Below are 17,316 nucleotides of genomic sequence, written 5' to 3'. Positions count from 1 at the left end.
GGCGGACGCCCCACCTCGGCGGCGGCGGGCGCGACCGTTCCCGGTACGTTCTCGTCCGTGCCTGCCGTGAAGAAGACCGCACTGCTCCTCACCTGCGCGACCCTGCTGTCCCTGTCGGCGACCGCGCCCGCCCTCGCCGACGACGGGCCGGGCGGCAAGAAGGACGACCAGCCGAAGCCGCCCGCCCACATGTCCACCGTCGGCGGTGCCCGCCTGGGCAAGCCGGGCACGCAGGTGGACCTGGGCAAGGGCGCGCCGGTGCTGCCCAAGGACCTGTCGGCCCGCTCCTGGCTGGTCTCGGACGCCGAGTCCGGCGAGGTGCTCGCCGCGCACAACGCGCACTGGCGCCTGGCCCCGGCCAGCACCCTGAAGATGCTGTTCGCGGACACGGTGCTGCCGAAGTTCCCGAAGACGCAGAAGCACAAGGTCGCGCTGACCGACATGGAGGGCATCGGCGCGGGCAGCAGCCTCGTCGGCATCAAGGAGAACGAGACGTACTCGGTCCACGACCTGTGGCTGGGGGTCTTCCTGCGCTCCGGCAACGACGCGGTGCACGTCCTGTCGGCGATGAACGGCGGCGTCCGGCAGACTGTGAAGGACATGCAGAAGCACGCCGAGGAGCTCCAGGCCCTCGACACGCGGGTGGTCACGCCGGACGGCTACGACGAGAAGGGGCAGGTGTCGTCGGCGTACGACCTGACGCTGTTCGCCCGCTCCGGGCTGCAGAAGAAGGACTTCCGGGAGTACTGCGCGACGGCGACCGCGCAGTTCCCCGGCAAGACCGAGAAGGTCAAGAAGGGCAAGGACAAGGGCAGGACCAAGCGCGAGTCGTTCGGCATCCAGAACACCAACCGGCTGCTGACGGGTGCCCCGGGCGTGGAGCCGTACAAGGGCATCGCGGGCGTCAAGAACGGCTCGACGACCAACGCGGGCAACACCTTCACGGGCGTCGCCGAGCGCGACGGCAAGGTGCTGCTCGTCACCGTCATGAACCCCTCGTCCGGCGAGCCGCACGCCGTCTACAAGGAGACGGCCCGCCTGCTCGACTGGGGCTTCGCGGCGCACGGCAAGGTCGAGCCGGTCGGCGAGCTGGTCCCGCCGAGGGGCGCGAGCACGGGCTCGGGCAAGGGCGCCCCGGGCGGCTCGGACTCCCGGAACGTGGCGCACGCCTCCGGCGAGCAGTCCAGCGGCATGGGCGTGGCGCTGGGCATCACGGCGGGCGTGCTCGCCCTGGTCGCGGGCGGCCTGTTCCTGCTCAACCGCCGCTGGCCGCTGCCGGATCTGGTGCGCCGCCGCCGGGGCTGACGTCCTCGTCGCCGGTACGTTCCTCGGCCGCGGCCTCCTGCTTGCTGCGGGTCGCCGTCCAGGCGGCGCAGAAGAGCAGCAGCTTCGCCGTGAAGTTGATCCACAGGAGCAGCGCGACGGGCACGCCGAAGGCGCCGTACATGCTCTTCGCGGCGACGCCCTTCACATAGCCGCCGAGCAGGATCTTCAGGAGCTCGAACCCGGCCGCGCCGATCAGGGCGGCGACGATCAGCGCGCGCCGGGGCGGGTGCACCCCGGGCAGCAGCGTGAGGACGTACAGCAGGAGCAGGAAGTCGGCGAGGACGGCGATGGCGAACGCGGCGGCCTGGAGGAGGACGCCGCCGGGGCCGTCCTGGTCGACGCCGAGCCGCTCGGCGCTCCAGCCGACGGCGGTGGAGGCGACCGCGGAGGCGAGCAGCGACAGGAGCCCGGCGCCGCCGAGCCCGGCGAGGACGCCGAGGTCCTTGAGCTTGCGCAGGAACGGGTTCTCGTCGGTCTCGTCGCGCAGCCACACCACGCGCAGGCACTCCCGCATCGAGCCGACCCAGCCCACGCCGGTGAAGACGAGCAGGGCGCCCGCGACGAGGCCGACGGTGCCCGCGTTGGCGACCAGGGACTCCAGGTCGAGCTGGTCGGAGATGCCGGGCACCTGCTCGGCGATCTTGTCCTCGACCTCGCGCTGGCGTTTGGGCGAGAGCGTGGCCGCGCCGACCGCGGCGGCGACCGTGATGAGCGGGAAGAGCGCGACGAAGCTGATGAAGGTCATGGCGGCGGCGAGGCGGGTCCAGTGGACCTCGTCGAGCCGTTCGTAGGAGCGCCACGCGTGGGTCCGCATGAGCCGCTCGACGTAGGGCCCGATGCCGGGGAGCTTCTTCAGCCAGTCCATGTCGCCTGCCCCGTTCCTGGTGCTGTCCGTGCGGCCGGCGCGTCCTGCGCCGCCCGCGTGGTCCCTGAGCGGAATACCAAGGTCCGAGTACCCCAAAACCGCAGGACAGTGGCGAGTGCCATGCCGACGATCGCGCCGGACACGGTGTCCGCGCGCCGCGAGGTGAGCCCGAGGCCGTAGTGCGACACGGCGAGGCAGGCGAGCTGGACGAGGGCGCCCGCCACGTTCACCGCGCAGAAGACGGCGTACTGGCGCAGCCGGGAGGCGTGGCCGCCGGCCGTGCGCCGGTAGGTGCCGAGGGCGTTGCCCGCGTACGCGACCGTGCACCCGGCCGCGAACGACAGGGTCTTCGCGGTCATCGGGCCGAGGCCGCCGGGCCCGCGCAGCCAGAGGAACAGGCCGAGGTCGGCGGCGTAGGCGCAGACCCCCACCACGGCGAAGCCGAGCAGCTCACGGGCCCCGGGGCGCACCCGGCTCACCAGTCCGCGACGGCGAGCCCGTACAGCGCGAGCCAGCCGAGGCCGATGAGCGCGAGCGCCCGGTCCCGCAGCACGACGTCCTCGGGCTCCCCGGCCGTGCCGCGGTCGGCGAACACGGCGTAGCGCAGGACGGCCAGGATGAAGGCGACCATGGAGAGCTGCCGCCAGGGCAGCAGCCCGGTGCCGCCGCTCTCCAGGGCCCACAGGCAGTACGCGAGGACGGCCACGCCCGCCGCGAGCTGCCAGACGAACCGCAGGTAGCCGGTGGTGTACTCGGTGAGCAGCGCCCGGGTCTCGCCCGCGCGCCCGGCCATCTGCACGGCCTCGGAGTAGCGCTTGGCGGACACCATGAACAGCGCGCCGAACCCGGTCGTGATGAGGAACCAGCGCGACAGCGGGATGTCAAGGGCGACCCCGCCGATCATCGCCCGCATCAGGAACCCGGTGGTGACGACGGCCAGGTCGACGACGAGCACGTGCTTGAGGCTGACGCAGTACGCGAGCTGCAGCACGACGTACGCGGTGAGCAGCCCCGCCGTGAGCGGGGTGCACAGCAGCGCGGCGGCCGCCGGCGCGGCGAGGGCCAGCAGCGCGCCGGTGGCGTAGGCGACGGGGACGGGGACGGTCCCGGCCGCGACGGGCCGGCGGCACTTGGTGGGGTGGGCGCGGTCGGCGTCGGCGTCGCGGGCGTCGTTGATCAGGTAGACGGCGGAGGCGGCGGCCGTGAACAGCAGGAAGACCAGGCCGAGTTGGCGCAGGGCGCCGGGTGAGAACAGCTCGCCCGCGGCCGCGGGGGCGGCGATGACCAGGACGTTCTTGATCCACTGGCGGGGCCTGGCGGTCTTCAGGAGGCCCAGCGGCAGCCCGGCGGGGCCGGGCCCGGGGCCGCCGGGGCGGCGGGGCGGGGCGAGCAGGGCGGTGGCGCGTTCAGCCATGGTGACGGACTCCGATCGGGCGGGGGGCCGGCGCCCGGCGCATCCAGGGGCCGCCCGCGTACGCGGTGACCGCGCCGAGGGCCGCGCCGGCCGCCACGTCCGACGGGTAGTGCACGCCGACGACGAGGCGGGAGAGGCACATGGCGGCGGCCAGCGGCGGCAGGAGCCGGGCCCCGGCGGGGCGCAGCGCCCCGTAGGCGACGGCGGCCGCGGCGGCCGACGTGGCGTGCGAGCTGGGGAAGGAGTGGCGCCCCGCGGTCCGCACCAGGGGCGCGACGTGCCCCGGCCGTGGCCGCCGGACCAGCCGCTTCACCCCCATGCTGACCAGGTGCGCGGCGGCGGTGAGCGCGGTGCCGCGGAGCCAGGCGGTGCGCCGTTCGCGGTCGAGCGCGGCGCCGGCGAGGCCCGCGGCGAGCCAGAGCGCGCCGTGCTCCCCGCTGTGGGACAGGGCGCGGGCGGCGGCGGCGACGCGCGGGTCGCCGCCGCATCCGCGCAGGGACACGAGCAGCCGGTGGTCCATGTCGTGCATACCGCCAGGCAACACCGATCGGATCGGATGATTGTGGGGTGACACTCTTTTCATCGCCCATTCCGGTGAGAGGGAGGGCGATCCAGGTGGAACTCTCCCTCATAAGGAGCAAGCGGGACAGAGTCGGGCGATACGGTCACGCCATGTCTGCCGTGCCTGCCTCGTCCGCTGCATCCGGCGTGCCCGCCGCCTCCCCCGCGCCTGCCGCCCCCGGCGTCCCCGCCGCCTCCGCCGCGTCCCCCGCGCCCGCCGAGCGGGCCGACCGCGCCGAGGCCGCCCCCGGGCCTGCGGTGTACGCGGCCGACCCCGCCTCCGACTACGCGTCCGTCTCCGACTACGCGTCCGTCTCCGGCTGGGGCCGTACCGCGCCCACCACCGCCCTGGTGGTGCGCCCGCGCTCCCGCGAGGAGGCCGTGGCGGCGCTCGGCGCCTGCGCGGAGCGCGGCGGCATCGCACGCGGGCTCGGCCGCGCGTACGGGGACGCCGCGCAGAACGCGGGGGGCGCCGTGCTCGACATGACGGGCCTGGACCGGGTGCACACCATCGACGCGGACACCGGCACGGTGGTGTGCGACGCGGGCGTCTCCCTGCACCGGCTCATGCAGGTCCTGCTGCCGCTCGGCTGGTTCGTGCCGGTGACGCCCGGCACCCGCCACGTCACGGTCGGCGGGGCGATCGGCGCCGACATCCACGGCAAGAACCACCACGTGTCGGGCTCGTTCTCACGCCACGTGCGCTCCCTGGACCTGCTCACGGCCGACGGCTCGGTCCGGACGGTGCGGCCGGGCAGCAGGCTCTTCGACGCGACGGCCGGCGGGATGGGCCTGACCGGCGTCATCCTGAAGGCGACGATCCGCTGTCTGCCGGTGGCCACGTCCTTCATGTCCGTGGACACCGAACGCGCCACGGACCTCGACGACCTGATGGCCCGCCTCACCGCGACCGACCACCGCTACCGGTACTCCGTGGCCTGGATCGACCTGCTCGCGCGCGGCACGGCGACGGGCCGGGCCGTCCTCACCCGCGGCGACCACGCCCCCCTGGAGGCGCTGTCCGGCCTGCCCGCGCGCGCCCGCAGGGACCCGCTGGCCTTCCGCCCGCGCCAGGTGCCCGCCGCGCCCGCGTTCGTCCCGGAGGGGCTGCTCAGCCGCACGACGGTGGGCTTGTTCAACGAGCTCTGGTACCGCAGGGCGCCGCGGCTGCGCCGGGGCGAGCTGCAACGCCTCACGTCGTTCTTCCACCCGCTGGACGGCGTCCCGCACTGGAACCGCGTCTACGGCCGCGGCGGCTTCCTCCAGTACCAGTTCGTCGTCGGCCACGGGCAGGAGGAGACCCTGCGGAGCGTCGTGCGGCGCATCGCCGGGCACCGCTGCCCGTCCTTCCTCGCCGTCCTCAAGCGCTTCGGCGAGGCCGACCCGGGCTGGCTCTCCTTCCCCCTGCCGGGCTGGACCCTGGCCCTGGACATCCCGGCGCGCCTCCCCGGCCTCGCCGCGCTCCTGGACTCCCTCGACGAGGAGGTCGCCGCCGCCGGCGGCCGCGTCTACCTGGCCAAGGACTCCCGCCTCCGCCCCGACCTGCTGTCCGCGATGTACCCCCGCCTGCCCGACTTCCGCGCCCTGCGCGCCGAACTCGACCCCGGCGGCCTGTTCCGCTCGGACCTGTCCCGCCGCCTGGGCCTGTGAACCAGCCCGTCCGGCGTTCGAGGACGAGGCGCGCAGCGCCGAAAACGCACACCCACGCCCACGGAGAGCCCCCATGAAAGACGCCTTCGGCACCCCCCAGTCCCTGCTGGTCCTCGGCGGCACCTCGGACATCGCCCAGGCCACGGCCCACCGCCTGGTGGCCCGCCGCACCCGGACCGTCTGGCTGGCGGGCCGCCCCTCCCCCGCCCTGGAGAAGTCCGCGGAGTCCCTCCGCCAGCAGGGCGCCGACACCCGGACCGTCGCCTTCGACGCCCTGGACCCCGAGGCCCACGAGACCGCCCTCGGCAAGGTCTTCGCCGAGGGGGACATCGACATGGTCCTGCTGGCCTTCGGCACGCTCGGCGACCAGGCCCGCGACGAGGCCGACCCGCTCGCCGCGGCCCGCGTCGCCCAGACCAACTACACGGGCGCGGTGTCCGCGGGCCTGATCTGCGCCCGCGCCCTGCAGACGCAGGGCCACGGCTCCCTCGTCGTGCTGTCCTCCGTCGCGGCCGAACGCGCCCGCCGCTCGAACTTCATCTACGGCTCCAGCAAGGCGGGCCTGGACGCCTTCACCCAGGGCCTGGGCGACGCGCTGCACGGCACCGGCGTGCACGTGATGGTCGTACGCCCCGGCTTCGTACGGTCGAAGATGACGGCGGGCCTGGAAGAGGCCCCGCTGGCGACGACGCCCGAGGCGGTGGCCGAGGCGATCGAGACGGGCCTGCGCCGCCGCACGGAGACGGTGTGGGTGCCGGGCCGGCTGCGCCTGGTGATGTCGGCGCTGCGGCACGTGCCGCGCCCGGTGTTCCGCCGCCTGCCGCTGTGAGGCGCCCTCGCGGGCGGGGGGCGCGGGGGCGTCAGCGGGCGGGCAGCGTGCGCCGGGCCGAGCCCTGCGGCGGCACCGTGGTCCCGCCGAACGGGAACTCGCGCAGCTTGCGCCACACCCCGTCGGCCCCCTGCTCGTACAGCGCGAAGCCGGTGCAGGGCCACTCGGCCTCGTAGTCGGCGAGCTCCTCGTACGCCCGGTCCATGGCCTCCTCGGCGATGCCGTGCGCGACGGTGACGTGCGGGTGGTACGGGAACTGCAGTTCGCGCGCGAGCGGGCCGGACGCGGCGCGGACCCGCTCCTGGAGCCAGGAGCAGGCGGCGCCGCCCTCGACGACCTGGACGAAGACGACGGGTGACAGCGGCCGGAACGTGCCGGTGCCGCAGAGCCGCATCGGGAAGGGCCGGCCCGCGGCGGCCACCGACACGAGGTGCGCCTCGACGGCGGGCAGCGCGCCCGCCTCGACCTCGGTCGGCGGCAGCAGGGTGACGTGCGTGGGGATGCCGTGCGCGGCGGGGTCACCGAAGCCCGCACGCAGCTCCTGGAGCAGGCTGCCGTGTGGCTCCGGGACCGCGATCGACACACCGATCGTTACGGTCCCCACGTCGTACTCCTGTCGTCGTGTGCTGGGCAGGGGGGTGCCGCCGCGCCGGGGTGCGGCGGCTGTGCTGCTCGGCCTGTGGCCCGGGTGGAGCTCAGTGCTCGGCGCTCAGTGCTTGGCGGGCAGGAAACCCACCTTCTCGTACGCCTGGGCGAGGGTCTCCGCCGCGACGGCGCGTGCCTTCTCCGCGCCCTTGGCCAGGATCGAGTCGAGCGTCTCGGGGTCGTCCAGGTACGCCTGGGTGCGCTCCTTGAACGGCGTCACGAACTCGACCATGGCCTCGGCGAGGTCGGTCTTGAGCGCACCGTAGCCCTTGCCGGCGTACTTCTGCTCCAGTTCCGGGATACCGGTGCCGGTGAGCGTGGAGTAGATCGTGAGGAGGTTGCTGACGCCTGGCTTGTGCACGGTGTCGTAGCGGATCACCGTGTCGGTGTCGGTGACGGCGCTCTTGACCTTCTTCGCGGTGGCCTTCGGCTCGTCGAGCAGGTTGATCAGGCCCTTGGGCGTGGACGCCGACTTGCTCATCTTGACGGCCGGGTCCTGGAGGTCGTAGATCTTCGCGACCTCCTTGAGGATGTGCGGCGCCGGGACCGTGAAGGTCTGGCCGAAGCGGCCGTTGAACCGCTCGGCGAGGTCGCGCGTGAGCTCGATGTGCTGGCGCTGGTCCTCGCCGACCGGGACCTCGTTGGCCTGGTAGAGCAGGATGTCCGCGACCTGGAGGATCGGGTACGTGAACAGGCCGACGGAGGCCCGGTCCGCGCCCTGCTTGGCCGACTTGTCCTTGAACTGCGTCATGCGGGAGGCCTCGCCGAAGCCCGTCAGGCAGTTCATGACCCAGGCGAGCTGGGCGTGCTCGGGCACGTGGCTCTGCACGAAGAGGGTGCACCGCTCCGGGTCGAGGCCGGCGGCCAGGAGCTGGGCGGCGGCGAGCCGGGTGTTGGCGCGCAGCTCGGCCGGGTCCTGCGGCACGGTGATCGCGTGCAGGTCGACGACCATGTAGAAGGCGTCGTGGGTGTCCTGGAGCGCCACCCACTGGCGGACGGCGCCCAGGTAGTTGCCGAGGTGGAACGAGCCCGCGGTGGGCTGGATCCCGGAGAGCACCCGGGGGCGGGCGCCGGCGGTCGCGTGGGGACGATCAGAGGCCATGCCGAGCATTCTCTCAGGTGCCGCCGGTTGGTCGGGAACGGGACCGCGACGGGTCGCGAACCGGAGCGCCACGAGAGGGAACCGATCCGCCGCGGCCGGTGTACCAAAGGTGTGAGTGCACGGGGGAAGGTTCTGGAGGGCGCTCCGGGGCGCGGCGCGGGGCGGGCGCTGGAGGGGGGCGGCATCGGCGTCGACGAGGCGGCGGTCATCGCGCGTGTGCGCGCCGGAGACGCGGAGGCGTACGCCGAGTTGGTGCGCGCCTTCACCGGCACGGCGCTCAGGGCCGCCGCCGCGCTCGGTGCGGGCGCCGAGGCAGAGGACGTGGTGCAGCTGGCCTTCTTCAAGGCGTACCGCGCCCTCGGGCGGTTCCGGGACGGCGAGGCGTTCCGGCCCTGGCTGCTCGCGATCGTGGCCAATGAGACCAGGAACACAGCGCGTTCCGCGGCGCGGCGCCGCTCCGTGGTGAGCCGCGAGGCGGCACTCACCGAGCCGGTGCCGCTGATACCGGAGTCGGCGGACCCGGCGGTCGCGGCCCTGGAGCACGAGCGCCGAGCCGCGCTCCTGTCCGCCCTCGACCGCCTCGGCGAGCACCACCGCCTGGTCGTGACGTACCGGTACCTCCTGGACATGGACGAGGCGGAGACGGCTCAGGCCCTCGGCTGGCCCCGTGGCACCGTCAAGTCCCGGCTCAACAGGGCCCTGCGCAAGCTGGAGCGGCTGCTGCCGGAGGTCACGGAGGAGCGGGGCGCCTCCCCGGGGGCCGCTGCCCGTCCGGAGCGGGCCGTCCGTCCGGGGGCTGAAGGAGGTGGGGAGCGTGGCTGAGAGGGACGACTCGGCTCCTTCGCACGAGCAGCACGAGTCGGGCGTGTCGGGGGCGGGGCTGCCGGACGAGAGGCGGGCGCCCGGCGGGCCGGGGGCCGGGCTGCCGGACGAGCTGCGGGCGCTGGGCCGGGCGCTCGACCGGCCGGACAGCGGCGAGACCATGGTCGAGCGGGTCCTGGCGCAGATCGTCGCCGAGGGCGCGCTGGTGCGGCGCCCCGGTCCCCGGGACCGGTTCCGCGAGGCCCTGCGGCGGCTGCGGCGGGGGGTGCGGGTCCGTCGGCGGGCCCTCGCCGCGGCGGTGTGCGGCCTGCTCACGGTGGTGGCGGTGACGCCTTCGGTGCGGGCCGCGGTCGTGGAGTGGTTCGACTTCGGCGGCGTCGAGGTGCGGTACGACCCGTCGCCGCGGCCTGGGTCCGGCGGCCCGCCCGGCTGCGGGGGCCGGTCCGTGTCGCTGGAGCGCGCCGCGCGCGAGGCCGGGTTCGAGCCGGTGGTGCCGCGCGGCCTCGGCGCGCCCGACGCGGTGGCCGTCGCCCGGGCCCCGGCCGGCCGCTCCTCGGTCACGCTCTGCTGGGCCGTGGACGAGGGCCGTACGGTCCGCCTGGATGAGTTCCCGTCCCCCTTGGACCCCGGCTTCACCAAGCTGATCAAGGGCGAACCGCAGTGGGTCGACCTGGGCGGCGCCGGCACCGCGCTGTGGTTCCCGCGCCCGCACCGCCTGGAGTTCTGGCTGCGGGACGCCGCGGGGGAGCACTGGGCCCGCACGGTGCGCACGGCGGGCCCCACCCTGCTGTGGACCCAGGGCGGGAAGCTGACGCTGCGGCTTGAGGGGGTCGTGTCGCAGCGCCGGGCGGTGGACCTGGCCCTGTCGGCAGCCCCCCGTCCGCACTGAGCGGGAGGCATCCGTCCGAGCGAGCAGCATGCGAACCGCCGAACTGAGCGAGAAGGACCGGGAACCCGCGGGGCTCGGCCGGTGTACCAGAAGTGACGTCCGACAGCGGCGAGCCATCGAGGGGGCCGGACATGCGGATCCGACGGAACACGGCAGGCACGCGGAACACGGCAGGCACAAGGAAGACGAGGGCGCCTGGAAAGGCGTCGAGGACGCACGGGAAGCTCAGGGCACTGACGACGGGGGCCTTGCTGGTGCCGGCGCTGTTCCTGAGCGCGCCCCCGGCGTCGGCGGGCGGCTCGACCAGCGTCCTCCTGACCTCCCCGGAGAGCCTGGAGACAGCTTCGCTGTACTACGCCGAGAAGGAGTACGACCGCCTGGCGACGCTCCTGGGCGACGGCGGGACGGGCACCCGGGAGCACCCCGACGGCCTCGCCGGGGCCGGGGGCCGCCAGATCACCGTCACCTGGATGGTGCACGACGTGCACCCGTGGCGCGTGGACCGGGTCTACCCCCGGGGCAGGGGCCCGGTGTGGGTCCACACGACCACGGACATGGACTCGATGAAGGGCACGTGGCACAGGGCGGACCGCCCGGCAGCCGTGCGCGCGCTCCTCCGGTCCCTGCACGTCCTGGGAGAGAAGGCCCCGGAGGGCCGCGCCGGCATACCCCCGTCCCGGCCCTACCCCGCACGGGCCGAGGTCGCCGCCGCCCCGGCCGCCCCGCCCCGGAACACCACCGACACCGGCTGGTCCTGGACGCTCCCGAGCGTGGCAGCAGGCGCCCTGATGGGCGCCATGGCGACGACGTACTACCACCGCCGCCGCAGGCACGCGTGACGGCCGGGGCGGGGCCACCTGCCCGCGGGAGGCAGTCGAGCAGGGGCCCGGCGCGACGGGGCACCGGGGCCACCGGGTGGCAGCCCCGGCCCCGGGGACACGGGGCTCACCCCGTGGGCAGGCCCGGTGCGGGGTGTGTGGACATCAGGTCGGCCACTTCGGCGCGGATCTTCGCGAGGGCGTCCTCGTCCTCCTCGCGTGCCGCCCGCACGCCCCGGTCGATCCACTCCGCGACGACGGCCATGTGCTCGGTTCCCAGTCCGCGGGAGGTCAGGGAGGGCGTCCCGATCCGTACCCCGGAGGGATCGAACGGCTTCCTGGGGTCGTAGGGCACGGTGTTGTAGTTGACGACGATCCCGGCCCGGTCGAGGGCCTTCGCGGCGACCTTGCCCGGCACGTCCTTGGGCGTGAGGTCCATCAGGATCAGGTGGTTGTCGGTGCCGCCGGAGACCAGGACGAAGCCGCGGGCCAGCAGCGCCTCGGCGAGCGCCCTGGCGTTGGCGACGACGGCGTGGGCGTAGTCGCGGAAGGAGGGCAGGGAGGCCTCGTGCAGGGCGACGGCGATGGCGGCGGTGGTCTGGTTGTGGGGGCCGCCCTGGAGGCCGGGGAAGACGGCCTTGTCGATGGCCTTGGCGTGCTCCTCGCGGGCCAGGAGCATCGCGCCGCGCGGCCCGCGCAGGGTCTTGTGGGTGGTGGTGGAGACGACGTCGGCATGCGGCACGGGTGACGGGTGGGCGCCGCCGGCGACCAGGCCGGCGATGTGGGCGATGTCGGCGACGAGGACGGCGCCCGCCTCCCGGGCGATCTCGGCGAAGGCGGCGAAGTCGATCGTGCGGGGCAGCGCGGTGCCGCCGCAGAAGATCAGCTTGGGCCTCTCCTTCAGGGCGAGGTCGCGGACGGCGTCGAAGTCGATGAGCCCGGTGTCCTGGCGGACGCCGTACTGCACGCCGCGGAACCAGCGGCCGGTGGCGGAGACGCCCCAGCCGTGGGTGAGGTGGCCGCCCATGGGCAGGGCCATGCCCATGACGGTGTCGCCGGGCTCGGCGAAGGCGAGGTAGGCGGCGAGGTTGGCCGGGGACCCGGAGTACGGCTGGACGTTGGCGTGGTCGGTGCCGAAGACGGCCTTGGCGCGAGCGACGGCGAGGCGCTCGACCTGGTCGATGTTCTGCTGGCCCTCGTAGTAGCGGCGCCCCGGGTAGCCCTCGCTGTACTTGTTCTGCAGGACGGTGCCGGAGGCTTCGAGGACGGCGGCGGAGACGTAGTTCTCGCTGGGGATGAGGCGCAGCGTGTCGGCCTGGAGCTGTTCCTCGGCGGCGACGAGCGCGGCGAGCTCCGGGTCGGCGGCGGCGAGGGCGGGGTGCCGCGCGGCGTCCCGCGTGGTGTCCTGCGCGGGAGAAGGGGGTGTCATGGCGTCCTCCGGGGCGAGCGGTGATGGTGTCCGATCGTGGTCCCGGGGTGCCCAGGCGGGCGGCACCTCGAAGGTGTTGCCTCGCACGGCTCCCTCAGGGTCGATTCCCTGTGCGCCAGTCGCCGTGCTGTGGAAACCAGGGTAGCGGGCACGCCGCCGTGTCAGGGTTCGCTCACGGTGCGAGCGACGATAGGTATGGGGCCACGAAGGCGCCCCTGTCCCCCATTGAACCGCGAGACCCTCCTTGCGCCGTTGGAAGCCGTAGGACCGCACAACGGAGTGCGAACGCGAGAAACGGAGTTCCCGTGTCTGCTACGGAAGACCTCATCGCCTCGGCCGAAGCGCACAGCGCGCACAACTACCACCCCCTTCCCGTCGTCGTCGCGTCGGCGGAGGGCGCGTGGATGACGGACGTCGAGGGCCGCCGGTACCTCGACATGCTCGCCGGGTACTCGGCACTCAACTTCGGCCACGGCAACCCCCGGCTCGTCGAGGCCGCCAGGAAGCAGTTGGGGCGGGTGACACTGACGTCGCGCGCGTTCCACCACGACCGGTTCGCGGAGTTCTGTACGCGGCTCGGGGCCCTGTGCGGCAAGGAGATGGTGCTGCCGATGAACACGGGCGCCGAGGCCGTGGAGACGGCGGTGAAGACCGCGCGGAAGTGGGGGTACCGGGTCAAGGGCGTCCCGGACGGGCGCGCGCGGATCGTGGTGGCGAGCGGCAACTTCCACGGCCGTACGACGACGATCGTCAGCTTCTCCACCGACCCGGAGGCGCGGTCGGACTACGGCCCGTTCACCCCGGGCTTCGACATCGTGCCGTTCGGCGACCTGGAGGCGCTGCGGGCGGCGGTCACCGAGGACACGGTCGCGGTGCTCCTGGAGCCGGTGCAGGGCGAGGCGGGGGTGCTCGTGCCGCCGCCGGGATACCTGCCGGGCGTCCGGGAGCTGACGCGTGAGCGCGGGGTGCTGTTCGTCGCGGACGAGATCCAGTCGGGTCTCGGCCGGACGGGGCGGACGTTCGCGTGCGAGCACGAGGGCGTGGTGCCGGACGTGTACCTGCTGGGCAAGGCGCTGGGCGGCGGTGTGGTGCCGGTGTCGGCGGTGGTGGCGGACGCGGACGTGCTCGGGGTGTTCCGGCCGGGCGAGCACGGCTCGACGTTCGGCGGCAACCCGCTGGCGTGCGCGGTGGCGCTGGAGGTCGTGGCGATGCTGGAGACGGGCGAGTACCAGCAGCGGGCGACGGAGCTGGGCGAGCACCTGCACGCGGAGCTGGGCCTGCTCGCGGGCTCCGGGAAGGTGGTGGAGGTGCGCGGGCGCGGCCTGTGGGCCGGGGTGGACATCGACCCGGCGCACGGCACGGGCCGGGAGATCTCCGAGAAGCTCATGGCCCGCGGCGTCCTGGTGAAGGACACCCACGGCTCGACGATCCGGATCGCTCCCCCGCTGGTGATCAGCAAGGAGGACCTGGACTGGGGGCTCGACCAGCTCCGGGCGGTGCTCTCCTAGCCGTCCGCGGCCCCGGCCCCGGCCGCCTCGCCCCGCGTGCGCGCCGTGTACGCCGTGTACGCCGCGTCGTGGGCGGCGGTGAAGGCCGCGTCGCCGAGGGCGGCGCGGACGCGGGCCGCCGCCCGGTCGGTGTCGGCGCGTTCGGCCGGGGGCAGCGGGGCGCCCTCGGCGGCGCGGAGGGCGGCGGCGCGGCCGAGGAGCCCGGCGGCCTCGGTGAGGGCGGCGGGGTCGGTGGCGAGGGAGCGGGCGCCGGCGAGCCCTTCGAGGGCGAGGGCGACGGCCCGGTTGTCGCCGGCGGCCCGGGCGGCGGCGAGGCCCTCGCGGTGCAGGTGCTCGGCGCGGGCGGCGTCGCCGCGCTGTTCGGCGACGTAGCCGAGCTGGGCGAGGACCAGCGCGGTGCCGGAGACGATGCCGAAGCGGCGGTTGAAGTCGAGCCAGGGGGCGAGGTGGCGTTCGGCGGCGTCGAGGTCGCCGCGGCGGCGGGCGCCGAGGGCGAGGCCGGTCTCGGCGAACTGCTGGGCGGGCCGGTGGGACTGCCGGGCAGCGAGCCGGGCGGCGCGTTCGTGGCAGTCGGTGGCCCGGGCGTCGTCGCCGGTGAGCAGCGCGAGGCGGCCGAGCCGGGAGAGGCGGAAGGAGACCTCGGTCCACAGCCCGAGTTCCTCCGCGCCGCGCATGCCCTCCCGCTGGAGGCGGGCGGCGGTGTCGTAGTCGGCGGCTATCTCGGCGAGGACGCCGAGCTGTTCGGAGGACTGCAACTGGCCCCAGCGGTCGCCCAGTTCGGCGAAGAGGGCGGCGGCGCTCCCGGCGTCGCGGCGCAGCGCCGCGAGGTCGCCCCGGTACAGGGCGCGGGTGGCGCGGGTGCCGAGCGCGGCGGCCTCGCCCCAGCGGTCGCCCGTGGCGCGGAACTCGGCGAGCAGGCCGTCGACCCGCCGGTCCTCCTCGGGTGAGCGGTCGAAGCCGCAGCGGGCGAAGGAGAGCAGCCAGCGGGCGCGGGCACCGGCGCCGTCGGGGCTCGGCGCGCAGGTGGCGTCGTACGCGCAGTGCTCCTCGCCGACGAGCAGCCCGAAGGCGCCGCGGGCGGCGGCAGCGGCGCCGCGCGCCGGGTCCCCGGGCGGCGCGGCCAGGCCCAGGGCCAGGTCGAGCGAGCGGACGGCTTCGGTGAGGCGGCCGCGCAGGTACCAGTACCAGGTCTGGGCGTTGACCAGGCGCAGGGCGAGCGCGCTGTCGCCGTCGGTGGCGGCGCGGTCCAGGGCGGCGCGCAGGTTCACCGTCTCGGCGTCGAGGCGGCGCAGCCAGAGCCGCTGGTCGGGGCCGTGCAGGGCGGGGGCGGCGCGTTCGGCGAGGTCGGCGTGGTGGCGGGCGTGCCGCCGTGCGATGTCGTCGGCCTCGCCCGCCTCGGCGAGACGTTCGAGGCCGTACGCGGTGACGGACTCCAGCATGCGGTGGCGGACGGGGCCGCCGTCGCCGCCGTCCGGGCCGGGACCGGCGCCCGGGGCGGGGGGCGCGGGGGTGAGGAGGGAGCGGTCGAGAAGGCGGGTGACGAGGTCGAGGACGGTGTCCGCCGTGCCTTCCGTGGGTTCCCCGGGCGGGGCGGCCGGGCCCGGCGCGCCGTCCAGGACCGCTTCCGCGCTCTCCAGGGTGAAGCCGCCGCGGAAGACGGCGAGCCGGCGCAGGGCCCGGCGTTCGGGCGGGGTGAGGAGTTCCCAGCTCCAGTCGATCATCGCGCGCAGGGTGCGCTGGCGGGCCGGGGCGTCGCGGCGTACCTGGGTGAGGAGGCGGAAGCGGTCGTGGAGGCGGTCGGCGAGGGCGTGCACGCCGAGGGCGCGGACGCGGGTGGCGGCGAGTTCGACGGCCAGGGGGATGCCGTCGAGGCGGCGGCAGATGAGGGCGGCGGCCTCGCGGTCGGCGTCGGTCAGGGTGAAGCCGGGGGCGGCGGCCCGGGCCCGTTCGGCGAACAGGCGCACCGCCTCGTCCTCGCCGAGGGGCGCGACGGCTTCGAGTCTCTCGCCGGTGAGGGCGAGGGGCTCCTGGCTGGTGGTGAGGACGCGCAGGCGCGGGGCGCGGCGCAGGAGGTGGGCGGTCAGCTCGGCGGCGGCGTCCAGGACGTGTTCGCAGTTGTCGAGGATGAGGAGGAGGGTGCGGGGGGCGAGGGCCCGGGCGAGGGAGTGTGCCGCCGGGGCTCCCGGGGACCGGAGGGCCGGTGTCTCCTGGGGCCGGGCGTGGTCGCCGCCGTGCGGCTCGTCCCCGTACGCCGGGCGGGTCGGGTCGTCCTCGCGGACGCCCAGGGCGGCGGCCACCGCCTCGGGGACGCCGTGCTCGGTCGTACCGGCCAGTTCCACCAGCCAGACCCCGTCCGGGAAGTCGTCCGCCAGGCCCGCCGCCGCTTCCAGGGCGAGGCGGGTCTTGCCCACGCCGCCGGGGCCGGTGAGGGTCACCAGGCGTTCGTTCCGTACGAGTTCCCGGACGCGGGCCACGGCATCGGCGCGGCCGATGAGGCCTGTGGTGGGGGCGGGAAGGTTGGTGCGCGGGGGTGTCGTGGTGGCGGGCGGGGCCGTCGGGGCGTCCGTGGGCGGCGTCGCCGCGGACCGGGTGGCGGACCGGGGGGCGGGCGCGGCCTTCGGTGTGGCCTTCGGTGTGGTCAGGGACGGGTCCTGGCGGAGCATCGCCTCGTGCAGGGCGGCGAGTTCGGGGCCGGGGTCGGTGCCGAGGTCGTCGGCGAGCCGGGTGCGCAGGTCGTGGTACGCGGCCAGGGCCTCGGCGGGGCGGCCCGCGCCGTACAGGGCCCGCATGTGCGCCGCGCGCAGCCGCTCACGCAGGGGCTCGCGGTCCACGAGCGCGGCCAACTCGTCGGCCAGCGGGGCGTGTTCGCCGAGGTCGAGGCGGGCCTCGGCCAGGGCCTCCTGGGCGGTGAGCCGCTGCTCCTCCAGGTGGGTGGCGGCGGCCCGGGCGAAGTGCGCGTCGCGGACGTCGGCGTAGGCGGGGCCGCGCCACAGGGCCAGGGCGTCGGTCAGGAGGGAGGCGCGGGTGCGGGGGTCGGTCGCCGCGTACGCCTTGGCCGTCAGGGCCGTGAACCGGGCGGCGTCCGTCGCGCCCTCCTCCAGGACCAGGCGGTAGCCCGCCGGGCCGTACGTCACCTGGTCACGGCCGAGGGCGCGGCGGAGTTGGGAGACCTTGGTCTGGAGGGAGTTGGTGGGGTTGGCGGGGAGGGTGCCCTCTCCCCAGAGGTCCTCGATCAGGGTGTCGGCGGGGGTGGGGGTGCCTGCGCGGACGAGGAGGGCGGCGAGGAGGGTGCGGACCTTTGGTTCGGGGACGGGGGTGGGGGTGCCGGTGCCCGTGCGGGCGGCCAGGGGGCCGAGGACCTCGTATCGCATGGGCTCACGGTACGTCCGGCCCGCGCGGGGCGCCCCAGCCCCACCCCTCCCCGAACCGGAGGCTGCCGCCCCCGGCCCCCCGCCCTC

Annotated in this window: 15 protein-coding genes and 1 riboswitch; of the genes, 7 read left to right on the top strand and 8 right to left on the bottom strand. The window is 75.2% G+C overall.

The genetic code is table 11. From position 1 onward, the window contains the following. The first annotated feature begins 57 nt into the window (after positions 1–57). Positions 58–1,305 carry a D-alanyl-D-alanine carboxypeptidase gene (locus QK440_RS10380; protein WP_349239280.1) on the top strand — a complete coding sequence of 416 codons (1,248 nt, stop codon included), beginning with the start codon at positions 58–60 and terminating at the stop codon, positions 1,303–1,305. On the opposite strand, the gene QK440_RS10375 is transcribed toward QK440_RS10380, so the two are convergent. Genes QK440_RS10375 through QK440_RS10360 form a run of 4 tightly spaced genes read right to left on the bottom strand, consistent with a single transcriptional unit; the run spans position 1,256 to position 4,134 of the window. Beyond that, a complete protein-coding gene (locus tag QK440_RS10375) occupies positions 1,256–2,191 on the bottom strand; it encodes a YihY/virulence factor BrkB family protein (protein WP_282792730.1) in 936 nt (311 codons plus the stop codon). The two genes, QK440_RS10380 and QK440_RS10375, sit on opposite strands and share 50 nt — an antisense overlap. Continuing rightward, positions 2,179–2,661, bottom strand: coding sequence for a GtrA family protein (locus QK440_RS10370; RefSeq protein WP_282792744.1), 483 nt, complete (start codon positions 2,659–2,661; stop codon positions 2,179–2,181). The genes QK440_RS10375 and QK440_RS10370 overlap by 13 nt, the downstream gene beginning before the upstream one ends. A 5-nt stretch (positions 2,662–2,666) precedes the next feature. Beyond that, positions 2,667–3,605: a decaprenyl-phosphate phosphoribosyltransferase gene (locus QK440_RS10365; RefSeq protein WP_282792729.1), complete on the bottom strand. Its 939-nt coding sequence runs from the start codon at positions 3,603–3,605 to the stop codon at positions 2,667–2,669. Beyond that, positions 3,598–4,134 carry a phosphatase PAP2 family protein gene (locus tag QK440_RS10360; protein ID WP_282792728.1) on the bottom strand — a complete coding sequence of 179 codons (537 nt, stop codon included), beginning with the start codon at positions 4,132–4,134 and terminating at the stop codon, positions 3,598–3,600. The genes QK440_RS10365 and QK440_RS10360 overlap by 8 nt, the downstream gene beginning before the upstream one ends. Before the next feature lie 143 nt (positions 4,135–4,277). On the opposite strand from QK440_RS10360, the gene QK440_RS10355 reads away from it, so the two are divergent. Beyond that, a complete protein-coding gene (locus tag QK440_RS10355; protein ID WP_282792727.1) occupies positions 4,278–5,816 on the top strand; it encodes an FAD-binding oxidoreductase in 1,539 nt (512 codons plus the stop codon). 73 nt (positions 5,817–5,889) lie between these two features. Then, positions 5,890–6,645 carry a decaprenylphospho-beta-D-erythro-pentofuranosid-2-ulose 2-reductase gene (locus QK440_RS10350; RefSeq protein ID WP_282792726.1) on the top strand — a complete coding sequence of 252 codons (756 nt, stop codon included), beginning with the start codon at positions 5,890–5,892 and terminating at the stop codon, positions 6,643–6,645. A 31-nt stretch (positions 6,646–6,676) separates the two neighbouring features. Here the strand turns inward: QK440_RS10350 and QK440_RS10345 are convergent, their stop codons facing one another. Together QK440_RS10345 and trpS are read right to left on the bottom strand one after the other, a co-directional pair. Next, on the bottom strand, positions 6,677–7,249 hold the full coding sequence (locus tag QK440_RS10345) for a 2'-5' RNA ligase family protein (RefSeq protein WP_282792725.1): 573 nt from the start codon (positions 7,247–7,249) through the stop codon (positions 6,677–6,679). Positions 7,250–7,354: 105 nt separating this feature from the next. Next, entirely contained in the window at positions 7,355–8,401 is a 1,047-nt protein-coding gene (trpS, locus tag QK440_RS10340; RefSeq protein WP_282792724.1) for a tryptophan--tRNA ligase, read from the bottom strand. Between the two features lie 159 nt (positions 8,402–8,560). On the opposite strand from trpS, the gene QK440_RS10335 reads away from it, so the two are divergent. The 3 genes from QK440_RS10335 to QK440_RS10325 all read left to right on the top strand — a co-directional run bounded on the left by QK440_RS10335 (position 8,561) and on the right by QK440_RS10325 (position 10,942). Beyond that, positions 8,561–9,214: a sigma-70 family RNA polymerase sigma factor gene (locus QK440_RS10335; RefSeq protein ID WP_282792743.1), complete on the top strand. Its 654-nt coding sequence runs from the start codon at positions 8,561–8,563 to the stop codon at positions 9,212–9,214. Between the two features lie 58 nt (positions 9,215–9,272). After that, a complete protein-coding gene (locus QK440_RS10330) occupies positions 9,273–10,103 on the top strand; it encodes a hypothetical protein (protein ID WP_282792742.1) in 831 nt (276 codons plus the stop codon). A 248-nt stretch (positions 10,104–10,351) separates the two neighbouring features. Continuing rightward, entirely contained in the window at positions 10,352–10,942 is a 591-nt protein-coding gene (locus QK440_RS10325) for a hypothetical protein (protein ID WP_282792723.1), read from the top strand. A 106-nt stretch (positions 10,943–11,048) separates the two neighbouring features. Here QK440_RS10325 and glyA read toward each other — a convergent pair whose 3' ends face one another. Beyond that, the gene (gene glyA / locus QK440_RS10320) at positions 11,049–12,350 is read right to left on the bottom strand and encodes a serine hydroxymethyltransferase (RefSeq protein WP_282792722.1); all 1,302 of its coding nucleotides are present in this window, start codon (positions 12,348–12,350) and stop codon (positions 11,049–11,051) included. A gap of 42 nt (positions 12,351–12,392) precedes the next feature. Next, positions 12,393–12,483, bottom strand: a riboswitch (ZMP/ZTP riboswitch). Between the two features lie 172 nt (positions 12,484–12,655). Here glyA and rocD point away from each other — a divergent pair. Next, positions 12,656–13,858 (top strand): ornithine--oxo-acid transaminase, encoded by a 1,203-nt coding sequence (gene rocD / locus QK440_RS10315; protein WP_282792721.1) that lies wholly within the window; start codon positions 12,656–12,658, stop codon positions 13,856–13,858. Here the strand turns inward: rocD and QK440_RS10310 are convergent. Further along, positions 13,855–17,229, bottom strand: coding sequence for a BTAD domain-containing putative transcriptional regulator (locus tag QK440_RS10310; protein WP_282792720.1), 3,375 nt, complete (start codon positions 17,227–17,229; stop codon positions 13,855–13,857). The two genes, rocD and QK440_RS10310, sit on opposite strands and share 4 nt — an antisense overlap. Positions 17,230–17,316 lie beyond the last annotated feature (87 nt).

This window comes from Streptomyces sp. CC224B, from assembly GCF_030010595.1.
Classification (GTDB): domain Bacteria; phylum Actinomycetota; class Actinomycetes; order Streptomycetales; family Streptomycetaceae; genus Streptomyces; species Streptomyces longispororuber.
Note: the sequence above shows the minus strand (reverse complement) of the source record. Positions and strands in the feature narration are given on the sequence as shown.